A 16,340-nucleotide genomic window follows, 5' to 3' on the forward strand; every position below is an offset into this window, starting at 1 on the left:
GGGGGGGGGGCGCCGGGGGGGGGGCCGGGCGCCCCCCCGGGGCCGACGCCGTGCTCCGTGTGGCCGCCGGCCCGCGCCGGCACGGCCGGGTCACGGTCGGGCCCCGCCGGCCCGGGCCCGCACTGCGGCGCCCCCCGGTCGGCATCCCGCACCACCGCGGCCCCGTGGACCGCCGCCGCACCGTCGGGGCCCGCCTGGACCGCCACGGACGTAGGGGCTCCGGCAGCCCCGACCGAGCCGGACGCTCCCGCAGCGGACCCCGCCCCCGCGGCCGCGCACAGCAGCGCCAGCAGGGCGCCCGCCAGCAGGCACCACACACCGCGGCGGCGCGGGCTGCTCGGCATGGGCGGGACCTCTCGCGGAAAGGCGTCGGGGGACTCGTCCCGAAATGTTACGGGTCCGCCTGACAAATGCGTTCGCCACCCGGAGGGAGCAGGTGAGATCCTCGAGCAGGTATGTCTACTTCCTTCGCCGCCCTGCAGACGCTTCTCGGTGAGATCTCCCTCCGCGACGCGCACCGCCTCGGCCGCCGCCTCGAAGGCGCCCGCCGCATCCGCAAGCCAGAGGCCAAGCAGGCCGTGCTCGACGAGATCGCCGCGGAGGCCGAGAAGGCCGCCGCGCGGCTGGCCGCGCGTGCCTCGCGGATGCCCGAGGTCACGTATCCCGAGTCCCTGCCCGTCAGCCAGAAGAAGGACGAGATCGCCGAGGCGATACGCGACCACCAGGTCGTGATCGTCGCCGGTGAGACCGGTTCCGGCAAGACCACGCAGATCCCCAAGATCTGCATGGAGCTCGGCCGCGGCGTCCGCGGCATGATCGGGCACACCCAGCCCCGCCGGATCGCCGCCCGCACCGTCGCGGAGCGGATCGCCGAGGAGCTGAAGTCCGAGATCGGGCAGACCGTCGGCTGGAAGGTCCGCTTCACCGACCAGGTGGACCCGGACGCCACCTTCGTGAAGCTGATGACCGACGGCATCCTGCTCGCCGAGATCCAGACGGACCGCGAGCTGCGCGCCTACGACACGATCATCATCGACGAGGCGCACGAGCGGTCCCTGAACATCGACTTCCTGCTGGGCTACCTGTCCCAGCTGCTGCCGAAGCGCCCCGACCTCAAGGTCGTGATCACCTCGGCGACCATCGACCCGGAGCGCTTCTCCCGCCACTTCGGCGACGCCCCGATCGTCGAGGTCAGCGGCCGTACGTACCCGGTCGAGGTCCGTTACCGGCCCCTCCTGGAAGAGGACTCCGAGGAGAGCGACCGCGACCAGATCACCGCGATCTGCGACGCCGTCGACGAGCTCCAGGCCGAGGGGCCGGGCGACATCCTGGTCTTCCTCTCCGGCGAGCGCGAGATCCGCGACACCGCCGACGCGCTCATCAAGAAGAAGCTCCGCTTCACCGAGGTCCTGCCGCTGTACGCCCGCCTCTCGCACGCCGAGCAGCACCGCGTCTTCCAGCAGCACACCGGCCGCCGGATCGTCCTCGCCACGAACGTCGCCGAGACCTCGCTGACCGTCCCCGGCATCAAGTACGTGATCGACCCGGGCACCGCCCGCATCTCCCGCTACAGCCACCGCACGAAGGTCCAGCGCCTGCCCATCGAGCGGATCTCGCAGGCCAGCGCCAACCAGCGCAAGGGCCGCTGCGGCCGTACGAGCGACGGCATCTGCATCCGGCTGTACTCCGAGGACGACTTCACCGGCCGCCCCGAGTTCACGGACGCCGAGATCCTGCGCACGAACCTCGCCTCCGTCATCCTGCAGATGACCGCGGCCGGCCTCGGCGAGATCGAGAAGTTCCCGTTCATCGACCCGCCGGACCACCGCAACATCCGCGACGGCGTCCAGCTCCTGCAGGAGCTCGGCGCGCTGGACCCCCAGGAGAAGGACGCCCGCAAGCGGCTGACGCCCATGGGCCGCCAGCTCTCGCAGCTCCCGGTGGACCCGCGGCTGGCCCGCATGGTCCTGGAGGCGGACAAGAACAACTGCGTCCGCGAGGTCATGGTCATCGCGGCGGCCCTGTCGATCCAGGACCCGCGCGAGCGGCCCTCGGACAAGCAGACGCAGGCCGACCAGCACCACGCCCGCTTCAAGGACGAGACCAGCGACTTCCTGTCGTTCCTGAACCTGTGGCGCTACCTGCGCGAGCAGCAGAAGGAGCGCGGCTCGTCCTCGTTCCGCCGGATGTGCAAGCAGGAGTACCTGAACTTCCTGCGGATCCGGGAGTGGCAGGACATCTACTCGCAGCTGCGCACGGTCGCCCGCGGCATGGGCATCCACGTGAACGAGGCCGACGCGCCGGAGCAGCACGTCCACGTCTCGCTGCTGGCGGGCCTGCTGTCGCACATCGGCCTGAAGGACACCGACAAGAACGAGTACCTCGGAGCCCGCGGCGCGAAGTTCGCGGTCTTCCCGGGCTCGGCGCTGTTCAAGAAGCAGCCGAAGTTCGTGATGTCGGCGGAGCTGGTGGAGACCTCGCGGCTGTGGGCCCGGGTCAACGCCAAGGTGGAGCCCGAGTGGGTCGAGCCGCTGGCACAGCACCTGATCAAGCGCACGTACAGCGAGCCGCACTGGGAGAAGGACCAGGCGGCGGTGATGGCGTACGAGAGGGTCACGCTGTACGGCGTGCCGATCGTCGCCCAGCGGAAGGTGAACTACGGGCGGATCGACCCCGAGGTCTCGCGCGAGCTGTTCATCCGCAACGCGCTCGTCGAGGGCGACTGGCGCACCCACCACAAGTTCTACGCCGACAACCGCAAGCTCCTCACCGAGGTGGAGGAGCTGGAGAACCGGGCGCGGCGCCGCGACATCGTCGTCGACGACGAGACCCTGTTCGACTTCTACGACCAGCGGATCCCCGAGCACGTGGTGTCCGGGGCGCACTTCGACTCCTGGTGGAAGCACAAGCGGCGCGAGGAGCCCGAGCTCCTCGACTTCGAGCGCGAGATGCTGCTGACCGAGAAGGCGGCCGGGGTCACGAAGGCGGACTACCCGGACTCCTGGCGGCAGGGGCAGCTGAAGTTCCGGGTGACGTACCAGTTCGAGCCGGGCGCGGATGCGGACGGCGTGACGGTCCACATCCCGCTGCAGGTGCTCAACCAGGTCACCGGCGAGGGCTTCGACTGGCAGATCCCGGGCCTGCGCGAGGAGGTCGTCACGGAGCTGATCCGGTCGCTGCCCAAGCCGATCCGCCGGCACTACGTGCCCGCGCCGAACTACGCCGCGCGCTTCCTGGACACGGCCGTGCCGCTGCAGGAGCCGCTGACGGTCACCCTGGCGCGGGAGCTGCACCGGATGGTCGGGGTGCCGGTCACGGCCGACGACTTCGACACGGCCCGTATCCCCGAGCACCTGAAGATCACCTTCCGGATCGTTGACGAGCGCCGCCGCAAGATCGCCGAGGACAAGGACCTGGAGGCCCTGCGCCTGCAGCTGAAGCCGAAGGCCCGCCAGGCGCTGTCCAAGGCCGCCGCGGCCACCGCCGAGCGGGCGGGCGGCGCCTCGGTGGAGCGCTCCGGCCTCACGGACTGGACCATCGGCACGCTGGAGAGGGTCTTCGAGACCCGGCGCGCCGGCCAGCCCGTGAAGGCGTACCCGGCGCTGGTGGACGAGGGCGCGAGCGTCGCCGTACGGCTCTTCGACACCGAGGCCGAGCAGCAGCAGGCGATGTGGCTGGGCACCCGCAGGCTGATCCTGCTCAACCTCCCCGTCAACGCGGCGAAGTTCGCCTCCGACCAGCTGAACAACCAGCAGAAGCTGGCCCTGTCGCGCACGCCGCACGGCTCCGTCCAGGCGCTGTTCGACGACTGCGCGACGGCGGCGACCGACAAGCTGATCGCCGACCACGGCGGTCCGGCCTGGGACGAGGCGGGCTTCCGGAAGCTGTACGAGGCCGTGCGCGCCGACCTGGTGGACACGACCGTGCGCACCGTCGGCCAGGTGCAGCAGGTGCTGGCCGCCTGGCAGGCCTGTGAGCGGCGTCTGAAGGCCACCCAGAGCCTGGCCCTGGTCGCGAACCTCCAGGACGTCAGGACGCAGCTGGCGGCCCTCATGCCGGCCGGCTTCGTGACGCGGACGGGCCTGCGCCGGCTGCCGGACCTGATGCGCTACCTGGTGGCGGCGGACCGGCGGCTCCAGCAGATGCCGACGGCCGTCCAGCGCGACACCACGCGCATGGAGAAGGTCCACGAGATGCAGGACGAGTACGCGTGGCTGCTGGAGCAGCTGCCGAAGGGCCGGCCGGTCCCGGAGGCGGTCACCGAGATCCGCTGGATGATCGAGGAGCTCCGGGTCAGCTACTTCGCGCACGCGCTCGGGACGGCGTACCCGATCTCCGACAAGCGGATCGTGAAGGCGGTGGACGCGGCGGCGCCGTGACCTCGGTCGACCCGGCGGCGTCCGGTTCGACCACACCCCCGAAACTGCTGTACAGTCTGATGCGCAGCCACGCGGAATCGGCTGCACATCGAGGTCCTGTGGAGCAGTTGGTTAGCTCGCCACCCTGTCAAGGTGGAGGTCGCGGGTTCAAGTCCCGTCAGGATCGCATCACAGCAGGGCCCGCATCCCCAGGATGCGGGCCCTGCTGCATGTGCGGGCCCAGCAGGAGTCACCGGAGTCACCCTTTTGGCGGAACGGTCGCATCCGCAAAATCCCCCGTCCGCATGAGCGTGCCCTGTGACGGGAGTCACCACACGAGTTTTTGGAACGAGCACATTTATCGCACCCATACGCGTGCTCGATTTAATATGTGCAATGGCACCCCATCCGCCGACGCACCTCGTCGGCGCGATTCGGCCCCGACCCGGGCAAAAAAAGATCGCGCTGGACCCGGCGGAGTCCAGCGCGATCGAACGGCCGGGAACCTGTTGGGGCAGGTCCGGCCGCATGAAGCCAGTGGGTTTCATCGGATTGGGGGATCCGATGCAGGCCCGGTCAAGCGATAAAGCAGGGGTGCTGTGCGCGACCTCAGGCCTCGCTGCGCTGCTGCGGAATTCCCGCGAGCAGGGCGCGAACCTCGGCCTCGCGGTAACGGCGGTGCCCACCCAGCGTGCGGATGGACGTGAGCTTGCCGGCCTTGGCCCAGCGGGTCACCGTCTTCGGGTCCACGCGGAACATCGTGGCAACCTCAGCCGGGGTCAGCAGCGGCTCGGCATCAGGGGTGCGAGCGGTCATGAGCGGCCTCCTCGGGAGAACCGAACCATCTCGGTTCTTTCCTCTAAATTCTGCACCTTGGCCCGCGTTGCCCGAAATGGACATACGCGGGCCGAGTCGGTTATAGGACGAACGGCTTGTCCTCGGCACTACAACTACACCATCCGTCCAGCCTTGACGGCCAAACCGACGGAATTGCCCTCCGAGGTGTTCATCAGCGGCGGAAGCCGATGGACCGCCCTATAACGGACAGTCACCCCACTGTGACGATCAGTCACAGAGCGATCAGGAGTCGTCAGACCCCCCGTAGCGTGCAATGCCGAGCATTCCGCCCTTAGTTGGGCGGAAGGAACCCTCCCCGGACTCCTTGTCCTATTTTGGCACGAGGGTAGGGGAACGGCGCAAGGGTGTGTTTAGTGCAGTCCGTCACGCTTGGGCCAATGGCCCGTATCGGGACGTAGGTCCCGGTCCTAAGGCCCCCGGGGGAATCCCGGCGCGACCCGACGAGACCGCGACGAGACCCCGACGAGACACCGACGAGACCCCGACAAGACACTGACCGGCTGTTTCTACCCGATCGGCCGATGGGTGCGATAGATCCGGCATGAGATCGGCACACCATTTCCGCATCCCGCGCCCGTATCGCGCCCGTATCGCGCGCCCTGTCCCGCGCCCCCTCAGTTGGCGAACAGCCGCTCCCGGACCTCCCGCCAGTGCTCCGACAGCTCCTCGTACGCCTCCGCCGCCGCGACCTCGTCACCGGAGCGCAGCGCCGCGAGCCCCACCGCCACGTCCCGGGCCGAGCGGTCGGCCGCCAGCCGGTCCCCCGGCAGTGCGTGCACCAGGCCGCCGTAGTCCAGCTCGACCATGGAGCGCGGGTGGAACTCCTCCAGCCAGCTGCCGACCTCGACCAGGGCGTCCGCGAACCCCTCGTACCCCTCCGCCTCCCGCAGCGTCCGCAGGCCCCGCGCGAGGCGCCGCCGGGCCTGCACCATCGGCGTCCGGTAGCGCAGCCGCTCGCCCGGCACGTACTCCCGCTCGTCGTCGGCCACCAGCACGAACCAGCGCAGTGGCACCTGCCACACCGCGGTGCGGATCCACGGCCGCGCGTCCGGGTTCCGCTCGCGCCAGCGCTCGTACTCCTCGGCCGCCCGCTGGCGCGCCGACGGCGGGAGCGCCGCGTCCAGCACCGGCTGCGGGAACTCCTCCACGAGCTCCTTGAGCGCCAGCCAGCCGCGCAGCCGGGTCCGCCAGGGGCAGACCAGCAGCACCCCGTCCACCTCTGCGGTGAACGCGTCCGCGCTCTCGTGCACCGGCACCCCGACCACCGGCACCCGCACCAAGTCCGCCAGCGAGCGGCGCAGTTCGTCCTGGGCCGTCGGCACCACCGCGCGCCGGGCGTACGAGGCCCAGTGCGTGCGCTCCGGCTCCGCGAAGGCCGCCAGCGGCTCGTAGACGCGCAGGTAGGAGGCGTACGGGACGGTCGGCGCCGAGCGCGCGGACGGCAGCCCGATCTCGGAGGATTCGCTCACGCTCTTCGTACTCCCCCGCCCCGCACGGGCCTACTCCGCCCCGCGCACGCCCGCCCCCGGCCCCGGCTGCTTGCGCCCCGGACTGCCGGGTAGGTACTCCCCGAGTGTTCCGATCTCTGGACAGGTCGAGTGCGCGGGCCCTTCAGGTCTTACTCTGCTCCCAGCGCGCCCTCCCCCACCCGCAGGGCGGGCGTCTTTCCGCCGCATCTCTTCCATGGGAGTCACCACCGTGACCGAAATGACCGACGGCGTCCTGCACACCCTGTTCCGCACGGAACAGGGCGGCCACGAGCAAGTCGTGCTGTGCCAGGACCGCGCCACCGGCCTGAAAGCCGTCATCGCCATCCACTCCACCGCCCTGGGCCCCGCCCTCGGCGGCACGCGCTTCCACGCGTACGCCTCCGACGAGGAGGCCGTCCAGGACGCGCTGAACCTCTCGCGCGGCATGTCCTACAAGAACGCCATGGCCGGACTCGACCTCGGCGGCGGCAAGGCCGTCATCATCGGCGACCCGGACGTCATCAAGACCGAGGAACTGCTGCTGGCCTACGGCCGGTTCGTGGAGTCCCTCGGCGGCCGCTACGTGACGGCCTGCGACGTCGGCACGTACGTGGCGGACATGGACGTCGTCGCCCGCGAGACCCGCTGGGCCACCGGCCGCTCCCCCGAGAACGGCGGCGCCGGCGACTCCTCCGTGCTCACCGCCTTCGGCGTCTTCCAGGGCATGCGGGCCTCCGCCCAGCACCTGTGGGGCGACCCGACCCTGCGCGGCCGCAAGGTAGGCGTGGCGGGCGTCGGCAAGGTCGGCCACTACCTGGTCGAGCACCTCCTGGAGGACGGCGCCGAGGTCTCCATCACGGACGTCCGCGAGGAGTCCGTGCGCCGCATCCTCGACAAGCACCCGCAGGTCACCGCCGTCGCCGACACCGACGCCCTGATCCGCACCGAGGGCCTGGACATCTACGCCCCGTGCGCACTCGGCGGCGCCCTGAACGACGACACCGTGCCCGCCCTCACCGCGCAGATCGTCTGCGGTGCGGCGAACAACCAGCTCGCGCACCCGGGCATCGAGAAGGACCTCGCGGACCGCGGCATCCTGTACGCGCCCGACTACGTGGTCAACGCGGGCGGCGTCATCCAGGTCGCCGACGAGCTGCACGGCTTCGACTTCGACCGGTGCAAGGCCAAGGCCACGAAGATCTTCGACACCACGCTCGAAATCTTTGCCCGTGCGAAGGCCGATGGCATTCCGCCGGCCGCGGCGGCCGACCGGATCGCCGAGCAGCGGATGGCCGACGGCCGCGCCGCGAAGGCGGCCACGGCCTCCTGACGGCGGCCCCCTGACGGCCCTGCGGCACCAGCCGTGTGCGCCCGCCGGGGTGCGGCGAGACGGAACTCACTGCACTTCGGCGGGTCGTCCGCCAGGAAAGAGTTAAAATCGCAGCTGACCAGCGAGGACGGGGCGCCTCGATGGTCCTGCACCGAGGCGCGTCATGCGGGCGGCGTACCGTATGGCCCCGGAAGCAGGTACCGTTAAACCCCTACGGACGGTCTCTCCACGGAGAGCCCGCTCCGAACCATGAACGCGTGTCAGACTCTGGGGCCGTCGAGCCCCGTCACCGAGGGGGTCGAGCCATGGGGCGCGGCCGGGCCAAGGCCAAGCAGACAAAGGTCGCCCGCCAGCTGAAGTACAACAGCGGCGGGACTGACCTCTCGCGTCTGGCCAATGAGCTGGGCGCATCGCCGACGGCGCCGCTGCTGCCTGTCAGCGAGCCGGTCGACGTCGATGACGAGCTGGACGAGGACGACCCGTACGCCAAGTACGCGGATCTGTACAACAGCGATGACGACGAGGACGAGGACGACGAGTCCGGCCCGTCGACACAGCAGCGCCGCGGCGCTTGACTGACGCTGTCACGTCCGCAGCACGTAGGTGGCCCACCGTGACCACCATCGGCTGAGCAGCACAGAGCAACACGGCAGACACACGAAACCCGGTCCAGGGCCACGCCCCGGACCGGGTTTCCGTGCTGTCTCAGATCGCGTACGAGCCGGTCAGGGCCGCACCCTCGGTGTGCTCGCCGCGCTCGGTGATCTCGCCGGCCACCCAGGCGTCGACGCCCCGGTCGGCCAGCGCGGTCAGGGCCACGTCGACCGACTCCTGCGGGACGACGGCCATCATGCCGACGCCCATGTTCAGGGTCTTCTCCAGCTCCAGCTGCTCCACCTGGCCGGCCTTGCCGACCAGGTCGAAGACCGCGCCCGGCGTCCAGGTCGAACGGTCGACCGTGGCGTGCAGGTGGTCCGGGATGACCCGGGCCAGGTTCGCCGCGAGGCCACCGCCGGTGATGTGCGAGTAGGCGTGGACCTCGGCCGTCCGGGTGAGGGCCAGGCAGTCCAGCGAGTAGATCTTGGTGGGCTCGAGCAGCTCCTCGCCGAGGGTCCGGCCGAGCTCCTCCACGTGCTGGTCGAGGGACATCCCGGCCCGGTCGAAGAGCACGTGGCGAACCAGCGAGTACCCGTTCGAGTGAAGGCCGGAGGACGCCATCGCGATGACCGCGTCCCCCGTACGGATGCGATCCGCGCCGAGCAGGCGGTCGTACTCGACGACACCCGTGCCGGCGCCCGCCACGTCGAAGTCGTCCGGGCCGAGCAGGCCCGGGTGCTCGGCGGTCTCGCCGCCGACCAGGGCGCAGCCTGCCAGGACGCAGCCCTCGGCGATGCCCTTGACGATGGCGGCGACGCGCTCCGGGTGGACCTTGCCCACGCAGATGTAGTCGGTCATGAAGAGCGGCTCGGCACCGCAGACCACGATGTCGTCCATGACCATGGCGACCAGGTCGTGGCCAATGGTGTCGTACACGCCCATCTGACGGGCGATGTCCACCTTGGTGCCGACGCCGTCGGTGGCGGAGGCCAGCAGCGGGCGCTCGTAGCGCTTGAGGGCGGAGGCGTCGAAGAGGCCGGCGAAGCCGCCGAGGCCGCCGAGGACCTCGGGGCGCTGCGTCTTCTTCACCCACTCCTTCATCAGCTCGACGGCGCGGTCGCCCGCTTCGATGTCGACGCCGGCGGCTGCGTAGCTGGCACCGGTGGTCTTCTCTGTCATGACAGGCGAGAGCTTTCGTGTCGTTGCTGCGTGTGGTGCCGGGCCCTGGGAGAAGCCTCAAAGACAGGGCCCGGCGCAGGTGGAGCGGGGTGCGGCGCTACGGGCGGCGCAGCGCGTCGGCGGCGTCGGCACCGCCGGCCAGCTCGGTCTCCAGGAGCTGCTTGCCCAGCAGCTGCGGGTCGGGCAGCTCCATGGGGTACTCGCCGTCGAAGCACGCGCGGCAGAGGTTCGGCTTCTGGATGGTCGTCGCCTCGATCATCGAGTCGAGCGAGATGTACGCGAGGGAGTCCGCACCCAGGGAGGTGCCGATCTCCTCGACGCTCATGCCGTTGGCGATCAGCTCGGCCCGGGTGGCGAAGTCGATGCCGAAGAAGCACGGCCACTTCACCGGCGGCGAGGAGATCCGGATGTGGACCTCGGCCGCACCGGCCTCGCGGAGCATGCGGACCAGCGCGCGCTGGGTGTTGCCGCGGACGATCGAGTCGTCGACGACCACCAGGCGCTTGCCCCGGATGACTTCCTTGAGGGGGTTGAGCTTGAGGCGGATGCCCAGCTGGCGGATGGTCTGCGAGGGCTGGATGAAGGTCCGGCCGACGTAGGCGTTCTTGACCAGGCCGGAGCCGTACGGGATCCCGCTGGCCTCGGCGTAGCCGACGGCGGCGGGCGTGCCCGATTCCGGCGTCGCTATGACCAGGTCGGCGTCGACCGGGGCTTCCTTGGCCAGACGGCGGCCCATCTCGACGCGCGAGAGGTAGACGTTCCGGCCGGCGATGTCGGTGTCCGGGCGCGCCAGGTAGACGTACTCGAAGACACAGCCCTTAGGCTTCGCTTCTGCGAAGCGCGAGGTGCGCAGGCCGTTCTCGTCGATCGCGATGAGCTCGCCCGGCTCGACCTCGCGGACGAAGCTGGCGCCCACGATGTCGAGGGCGGCGGTCTCGCTCGCGACCACCCAGCCGCGCTCCAGGCGGCCGAGGACCAGCGGGCGGATGCCCTGCGGGTCACGGGCGGTGTAGAGGGTGCCCTCGTCCATGAAGACGAGGGAGAAGGCGCCCTTGACCTGCGGGAGGACCTTGGCGGCCGACTCCTCGATGGTCAGGGGCTTGCCGTCGTCGTCCGTCTGGCCGGCCAGCAGGGCGGTGACCAGGTCGGTGTCGTTGGTGGCCGCCACCTGGGTGGCGCGGCCGTCCTGACGGGGGAGGTCAGCGACCATCTCGGCAAGCTCGGCGGTGTTCACCAGGTTGCCGTTGTGGCCCAGGGCGATGGAGCCGTGGGCGGTCGCGCGGAAGGTGGGCTGAGCGTTCTCCCAGACGGAGGCTCCGGTGGTCGAGTAGCGGGCGTGACCGACCGCGATATGACCCTGGAGCGAGCCGAGAGAGGTTTCGTCGAAGACTTGGGAAACGAGGCCCATGTCCTTGAAGACGAGGATCTGGGAACCGTTGCTCACAGCGATACCCGCGGACTCCTGTCCACGGTGCTGCAGCGCATACAGTCCGAAGTAGGTGAGCTTGGCGACCTCTTCACCCGGAGCCCAGACACCGAAGACGCCGCAAGCGTCCTGGGGGCCCTTTTCGCCGGGGAGCAGGTCGTGGTTGAGTCGTCCATCACCACGAGGCACGCCACCGAGTGTAGGCGAGATCGACCACTGGTCCGAATTGGGGACCGCCCGGGAAAAGTCACAGTGCGGACAGTCGGGTAACCCGTGCGGAGGGTGACCGTCTCGAAATCCGGAATGCGCAGGTTGACAGCCTGCGGTGGATGCGGACAGGCTTCCGCTCCATGCAGCCCCTCGGTGACCGAGCCGTCACCCTTGTCGAGCGCCGGCACGTGGACCTGGTCCGTGTCGCGAGCGCCATCTGTCGCTGTTCCGCGTAGTCACACGCGTTCCGCCTTTCTTTCCCTGCTTCGGCTTTTTTCCGCCGTCTTCCCTTCCTGCCGCTGCCCGCCCGGGCTGCCGCCGCCCCGCCCTGCCGTGCCGTGCGCCGTCCCGCGCCGCCCGGGGCCGGACGGCCGCCCCCGGGCGGGCCGGCAGGCCGTGCCCTGGAGTACTCGTGACCTCGTACGAACACCGGCCCCCGCTGTCCCGGCGCGCCTTCGGCGGTGCGGTCGGGGCCGGCGCCGCCGCTGCGGCCGTCGGCTCGGCAGCAGCCTCGGGCCCGGCCCACGCGGCTCCGCAGCCGGCGCCCGCGGGCCCGGAGGCCGCACCCGCCGAGCGGGAGTTCCGCGCCGCCCGCGGCCGGCAGTCCCGGCGGCCCAACATCCTGTTCATCCTGGGCGACGACCTCGGCTGGGCCGACCTGTCCTCGTACGGCTCCCCGCACATCAGGACGCCGCACCTGGACCGCCTCGCCCGCCAGGGCGTCCGCTTCACCGACGCCTACTCGGGCTCGGCGACCTGCTCGCCGACCCGGTTCAGCCTGTACACCGGCCGCTACCCGGGCCGCACCAAGGGCGGGCTCGCCGAGCCCATCGCCGACAAGTCCGCCGGGCTGGAGCCCACGCACCCGACGCTGGCCTCGCTGCTGCGCGACTCCGGCTACGCGACCGCGCTGATCGGCAAGTGGCACTGCGGCTACCTGCCGGACTACAGCCCGACCCGGTCCGGCTGGGACGAGTTCTTCGGCAACTTCGGCGGGGCCCTGGAGTACTACTCCAAGCTGGGCCTGGGCGGCGAGTACGACCTCTACGAGGGCGACGCCACGTACAAGGACCTGCGCTACTACACCCGGATCCTGACCGAGCGGGCCTCCGAGTACGTCGCCCGCGACCACGGCGGCAAGCCGTGGCTGCTGAACCTCAACTTCACCACCCCGCACTGGCCGTGGATCGCCGACGGCGACACCGCGGCGAGCGCCGAGGTCGAGCGCCGGATCAGGGCGGGCGACGCGCGGGCCCTGTGGCACCAGGACGGCGGCTCCGTCGAGAAGTACAAGCAGATGGTCGAGGACCTCGACCGCTCGGTCGGCGCGGTGCTGGACGCCCTGCGCCGCTCCGGGCAGGAGCAGGACACCCTGGTGTTCTTCTCCAGCGACAACGGCGGCGAGCGGTTCTCGTACAACTGGCCGCTGTCGGGGAACAAGGCCTCCCTGCAGGAGGGCGGCATCCGGGTGCCGAACATCGTGCGCTGGCCGGCCCGGATCGACGGCGGCCAGGTCAGCGGGGTCCCGGTGTTCACCCCGGACTGGACGGCGACGCTGCTGGAGCTGGCCGGGACCCGGCCGCACGCGGCGTACCCGCTGGACGGGGTCAGCCTGGCCGGGTACCTGCTGCGCGGCGAGCAGCCGGCCGAGCGGGACCTGTTCTGGCGGGTGCGCGGGGAGCGGGCCCTGCGGCGCGGGAACTGGAAGTACTACCGCGGCAAGGCGGGCCGCGACCAGCTGTTCGACCTGGCCGCGGATGTCCGGGAGCAGGCCGACCGGGCCGCGCTGGAGCCGGCCCGGCTGGCCGAGCTGCGCAGGGCCTGGGAGGCGGTGGACGCCGGCCTGCTGCCGTACCCGGCCTGACCTCCGGGCCCCGCAGCTGTGTCCACACCCTGTGGACGGGGTGGTCATTCGGCGGCGGAGGCGGCCTCGGCGGTCAGGCCGTGGCCGTCGGCCGCGGTCAGGGTGAGGGTACGGTCCCGGATCCGCCAGGTGAGGGGGCCGCTGCCGAACAGCTCGGTCAGCGTGCGCTCCAGGTCGCCCGCCGGGCCGGTGCAGGCCATCCGGGTCGTGACCAGCGGCCCGAGGGTGAGCCGGGAGCCCTGGACGGTGGCCGGGGCGCTGAACCGGTTGCAGCCGAGGGTGCCGCTCGCGGTGGAGTCGGAGCCGAGGGTGAAGACCGCCCTGCCCTCCGTCCCGGCCGGGACTGAGGCGACGGTGTCGCCGCTGACCAGCCCGTTCACCGTCCATGTGGTGGCGGTGAGCGGGGCGTCGTGCGTCGGCGGCTGCGCGACGAGGTCGAGGGTGCTGCCGTCGGAGGCCTTCAGTACGAGGTGGCCGTTGGTGGTGCGGTGGACCTCGAGGCGGCCGCGGAAGAGCTTGGCGAAGGCCGTCTCGAAGGCCATGTCCTTGCAGGCCATCGCGGTCGTGACACCCGGGATGACCGTGATGGTGGACCGCTCGGATCCCGTTCCGTAGACCACGGTGGCATCGCCGAAGCCGTTGCAGCCGTAGACCCCGGAGGCCTCGGCCCGGTGCGGGTCCGTGCCGGGCTCGACGGACAGCCGGGCGGCGGGCGGTGCGGTCAGGGTCTTCCCGTCCGCGGTCAGGCTGTGGACGGACCAGGAGCCCTCCAAGGCCGGGTCCTGGGGGGTTCCGGAGGGGCCGGAGCCCTCGGCGCAGGCGGTCGTGGCGGCGGCGAGCGCGAGGACGGCGGCCAGGGCTGCGGGGAGGTGCCGGAGAGTGGGCATGCCGCTGGGACGGACGGCGGGCCGCGGCGGTTCCGCCGGCTCACCCGTGCGGTCGGGTCCTTCCGTGCCGTCAGCTCATCACCGGCAGCAAAGCCGCCAGGTCGGCCCGCTCGCCGCTGGCCCTGACCTGCGCGTCCGCGAGCGCCGAGGCCCAGTCCGTACGGCCGGTGGCCAGCCGGATCCAGGTCAGCGGGTCGGTCTCCACCACGTTCGGCGGGGTGCCGCGGGTGTGCCGGGGGCCCTCGATGCACTGGACCACCGCGAAGGGCGGGATGCGGACTTCCACCGAGCCGCCCGGCGCCTTCAGCGCGAGGGCGTCGGCGAGGAGCCGGGTGCACGCCGCCAGGGCCTGCCGCTCGATCGGGACGTCCGTCCCGGCGGCCCGGTTGAGGTCGTCGGTGTGGACCACCAGCTCCACCGCCCGGGTGACGAGGAAATCGGCCAGGGTCATGTCCCCGACCCACAGGTCCAGCACCCGGCTGTCCGGGTTCGCGGCCAGCGCCTTCTCCATCCGGGCGCCGGCCCGCTCGAACAGCTCGGGCAGCGGGGCGCCCTCCAGGGTCTCCTTGGCCGCCTCCGCGATCTTCCCGGCGAGCGAGGCGGTGGCGAAGGGCCACTCCACGGCCGCCAGCTCGGGCACGGCCGCCGGCGGGCGGGCGAGCCCGGCGGCGAGGGAGTCGGCGATCCACGCGAGGTGCGCGGCCAGGTCGGCCACGGTCCAGTCGCCGAGCCCGCTGCCGCGTCCGAGCTGTTCGGGGGTCAGTTCCCGGACGGCTTCGGTGAGGTGGCCGAACTGCGCGGTGACGGCCGCGCGGATCTTCGCGGCGTCGTAGCTACGGGTGCGGGTCCTGGATGCCATGCGGCGAGTCTGCCCGATCAGTCCCCGCCGCCGCAGCCGCCTCCGCAGCTGCTGCCGCAACTGCTCCCGCAGCTGCTGTCCGAGCTCCCGCAGCTCGAGGACGACCCGCAGCCGGAACCGCCGCCGTCGGACGAGGACCCCTCGGCGCGGCGGGCCTTCTCCTCCTCGGCCTCCCTGCGGCGCTCGAGGCGGTACGAGGTCCCGGCCGGGCTCCAGCCGTGTCTGCCGCCCCGGCGGCGCGCCAGCAGGGGAGCGGCCGCCACCCAGGTGGCGATCCGGGTGTCCCCGCTGAACACCGCCCCTTCGAGGACCACCTCCGCGCCCTCGTACGGCGTCCCGTACATGATCGCCTCGAAGGGCTCGCCGTAGTGGTTGATGTCGTGGTGGTCCCTGCGCAGCTGCTCCTCGGCGCCGCCGAGCAGCATCCGGTCGCCGTCGCGCGTGTTCTCGAAGCGGTCGCGGAAGGCGATCAGCGGGCGGGCGGAGGTGGTGCGGGCGTCGGGGTACAGCCACAGGCGGTTGTCGTGGTCCGCACGGACGCCGACGACGAGGGCCGGCTGCGGGGCGCCGCGCAGCCGGCGGGCGGCGAAGCGGGCGGCCAGACCCCGGCCGAGCAGCGGGACGCCGGGCGCGAGGAGCAGCATGGCCAGTACCTGCTGGCCCACGGCGTCGTACGGGATCCCCGGCGCCGCGCCCAGGTCCCGGGCCAGGCCCCAGCCCAGGAGGGCCGCCGCGCCGACGGTGAGCACGCCGCCGACGGCGATCAGCGGCAGGCCGCGCCGGCGGTGGCCGTCCGGGAGCTTCTCGGGCAGCGGGTGGCGGGCCTTGCCGGCGGCGGCGAGCACGAGGTCCCGCCGGCGCCGACGGGCGCGCAGCCGCAGCAGGGCCCCGGTGAACGCGTACGCGCACACCGCGATGACCAGCCCGTTGCCGGCCCGGCCGGCCGTGTCGCCGGCCGCGCGCTCGGCGAACCCGAGCGCGGCGTACCCGGCGAGCACCGGTGCGGCGAGGGCGGTGGCGACCGGGACCAGCCGGAACCACAGGGGCAGGCCGATCAGCAGGACCGCCGGGGGATAGCCGTACCAGGAGGTGCCGATCTCCTCCGCTGCCGGATCGTTCCAGCCGAGCAGGACGGCCGCCGCGCACACCAGCGGGGCCAGCGCCCAGGCGCCGCCGGCGGGGGCGAACAGCAGGGGGACACCCGCCCCGCGCCAGCGCTCGGCATCGGCGGGATCCCAGGTCGGGGCGCCGCCGACGGGTATCGCGGCCGGGGGCAGGTATTTGACGTGGTCGGGCACGGGGT

Annotated in this window: 12 protein-coding genes, 1 tRNA gene and 1 pseudogene; 6 read left to right on the top strand and 8 right to left on the bottom strand. The window is 71.7% G+C overall.

The genetic code is table 11. The features are described from left to right. Positions 1-344: pseudogene (locus ABZ924_RS18345) on the bottom strand (hypothetical protein); the annotation flags it as partial. Between the two features lie 111 nt (positions 345-455). Between ABZ924_RS18345 and hrpA the strand changes: the two are divergent. Together hrpA and ABZ924_RS18355 are read left to right on the top strand one after the other, a co-directional pair. After that, a complete protein-coding gene (gene hrpA, locus ABZ924_RS18350) occupies positions 456-4,379 on the top strand; it encodes an ATP-dependent RNA helicase HrpA (protein ID WP_361910320.1) in 3,924 nt (1,307 codons plus the stop codon). A 92-nt stretch (positions 4,380-4,471) separates the two neighbouring features. Next, positions 4,472-4,545: transfer RNA gene (locus ABZ924_RS18355), tRNA-Asp, on the top strand. Positions 4,546-4,967: 422 nt separating this feature from the next. Here ABZ924_RS18355 and bldC read toward each other — a convergent pair. Both bldC and ABZ924_RS18365 read right to left on the bottom strand, forming a co-directional pair. Continuing rightward, positions 4,968-5,174, bottom strand: coding sequence for a developmental transcriptional regulator BldC (bldC, locus tag ABZ924_RS18360; RefSeq protein ID WP_003949541.1), 207 nt, complete (start codon positions 5,172-5,174; stop codon positions 4,968-4,970). Between the two features lie 656 nt (positions 5,175-5,830). Then, positions 5,831-6,685: a hypothetical protein gene (locus ABZ924_RS18365; RefSeq protein ID WP_361910323.1), complete on the bottom strand. Its 855-nt coding sequence runs from the start codon at positions 6,683-6,685 to the stop codon at positions 5,831-5,833. Positions 6,686-6,914: 229 nt separating this feature from the next. Between ABZ924_RS18365 and ABZ924_RS18370 the strand changes: the two genes are divergently transcribed. Both ABZ924_RS18370 and ABZ924_RS18375 read left to right on the top strand, forming a co-directional pair. Next, positions 6,915-8,015: a Glu/Leu/Phe/Val dehydrogenase dimerization domain-containing protein gene (locus tag ABZ924_RS18370; RefSeq protein WP_361910325.1), complete on the top strand. Its 1,101-nt coding sequence runs from the start codon at positions 6,915-6,917 to the stop codon at positions 8,013-8,015. Positions 8,016-8,320: 305 nt separating this feature from the next. Next, positions 8,321-8,590 carry a DUF3073 domain-containing protein gene (locus ABZ924_RS18375; RefSeq protein ID WP_361910407.1) on the top strand — a complete coding sequence of 90 codons (270 nt, stop codon included), beginning with the start codon at positions 8,321-8,323 and terminating at the stop codon, positions 8,588-8,590. A gap of 130 nt (positions 8,591-8,720) precedes the next feature. Here ABZ924_RS18375 and purM read toward each other — a convergent pair whose 3' ends face one another. Then, entirely contained in the window at positions 8,721-9,791 is a 1,071-nt protein-coding gene (gene purM, locus ABZ924_RS18380) for a phosphoribosylformylglycinamidine cyclo-ligase (protein WP_361910327.1), read from the bottom strand. 97 nt (positions 9,792-9,888) lie between these two features. Next, entirely contained in the window at positions 9,889-11,406 is a 1,518-nt protein-coding gene (gene purF, locus ABZ924_RS18385; RefSeq protein ID WP_361910330.1) for an amidophosphoribosyltransferase, read from the bottom strand. 161 nt (positions 11,407-11,567) lie between these two features. Between purF and ABZ924_RS18390 the strand changes: the two genes are divergently transcribed. Together ABZ924_RS18390 and ABZ924_RS18395 are read left to right on the top strand one after the other, a co-directional pair. After that, a complete protein-coding gene (locus tag ABZ924_RS18390; RefSeq protein WP_352211348.1) occupies positions 11,568-11,663 on the top strand; it encodes a putative leader peptide in 96 nt (31 codons plus the stop codon). Positions 11,664-11,839: 176 nt separating this feature from the next. Further along, positions 11,840-13,291 (top strand): sulfatase-like hydrolase/transferase, encoded by a 1,452-nt coding sequence (locus tag ABZ924_RS18395; RefSeq protein WP_361910333.1) that lies wholly within the window; start codon positions 11,840-11,842, stop codon positions 13,289-13,291. Positions 13,292-13,335: 44 nt separating this feature from the next. Here the strand turns inward: ABZ924_RS18395 and ABZ924_RS18400 are convergent, their stop codons facing one another. From ABZ924_RS18400 to ABZ924_RS18410, 3 genes are all read right to left on the bottom strand, one after another. Next, positions 13,336-14,178, bottom strand: coding sequence for an META domain-containing protein (locus ABZ924_RS18400; RefSeq protein WP_361910336.1), 843 nt, complete (start codon positions 14,176-14,178; stop codon positions 13,336-13,338). A gap of 70 nt (positions 14,179-14,248) precedes the next feature. Beyond that, positions 14,249-15,037 carry a sterol carrier family protein gene (locus ABZ924_RS18405; RefSeq protein ID WP_361910339.1) on the bottom strand — a complete coding sequence of 263 codons (789 nt, stop codon included), beginning with the start codon at positions 15,035-15,037 and terminating at the stop codon, positions 14,249-14,251. 17 nt (positions 15,038-15,054) lie between these two features. Next, on the bottom strand, positions 15,055-16,335 hold the full coding sequence (locus ABZ924_RS18410) for a hypothetical protein (RefSeq protein WP_361910341.1): 1,281 nt from the start codon (positions 16,333-16,335) through the stop codon (positions 15,055-15,057). Positions 16,336-16,340 lie beyond the last annotated feature (5 nt).

It is taken from the genome of Streptomyces sp. NPDC046876 (genome assembly GCF_040645035.1).
Lineage (GTDB): Bacteria > Actinomycetota > Actinomycetes > Streptomycetales > Streptomycetaceae > Streptomyces.

Bases quoted from the DNA above. Each gene is read 5' to 3' on its own strand.
- hrpA (WP_361910320.1), top strand. From the start codon at position 456: ATGTCTACTTCCTTCGCCGCCCTGCAGACGCTTCTCGGTGAGATCTCC.
- bldC (WP_003949541.1), bottom strand. From the start codon at position 5,174: ATGACCGCTCGCACCCCTGATGCCGAGCCGCTGCTGACCCCGGCTGAG.
- ABZ924_RS18375 (WP_361910407.1), top strand. From the start codon at position 8,321: ATGGGGCGCGGCCGGGCCAAGGCCAAGCAGACAAAGGTCGCCCGCCAG.
- purM (WP_361910327.1), bottom strand. From the start codon at position 9,791: ATGACAGAGAAGACCACCGGTGCCAGCTACGCAGCCGCCGGCGTCGAC.
- ABZ924_RS18390 (WP_352211348.1), top strand. From the start codon at position 11,568: ATGCAGCCCCTCGGTGACCGAGCCGTCACCCTTGTCGAGCGCCGGCAC.
- ABZ924_RS18400 (WP_361910336.1), bottom strand. From the start codon at position 14,178: ATGCCCACTCTCCGGCACCTCCCCGCAGCCCTGGCCGCCGTCCTCGCG.
- ABZ924_RS18405 (WP_361910339.1), bottom strand. From the start codon at position 15,037: ATGGCATCCAGGACCCGCACCCGTAGCTACGACGCCGCGAAGATCCGC.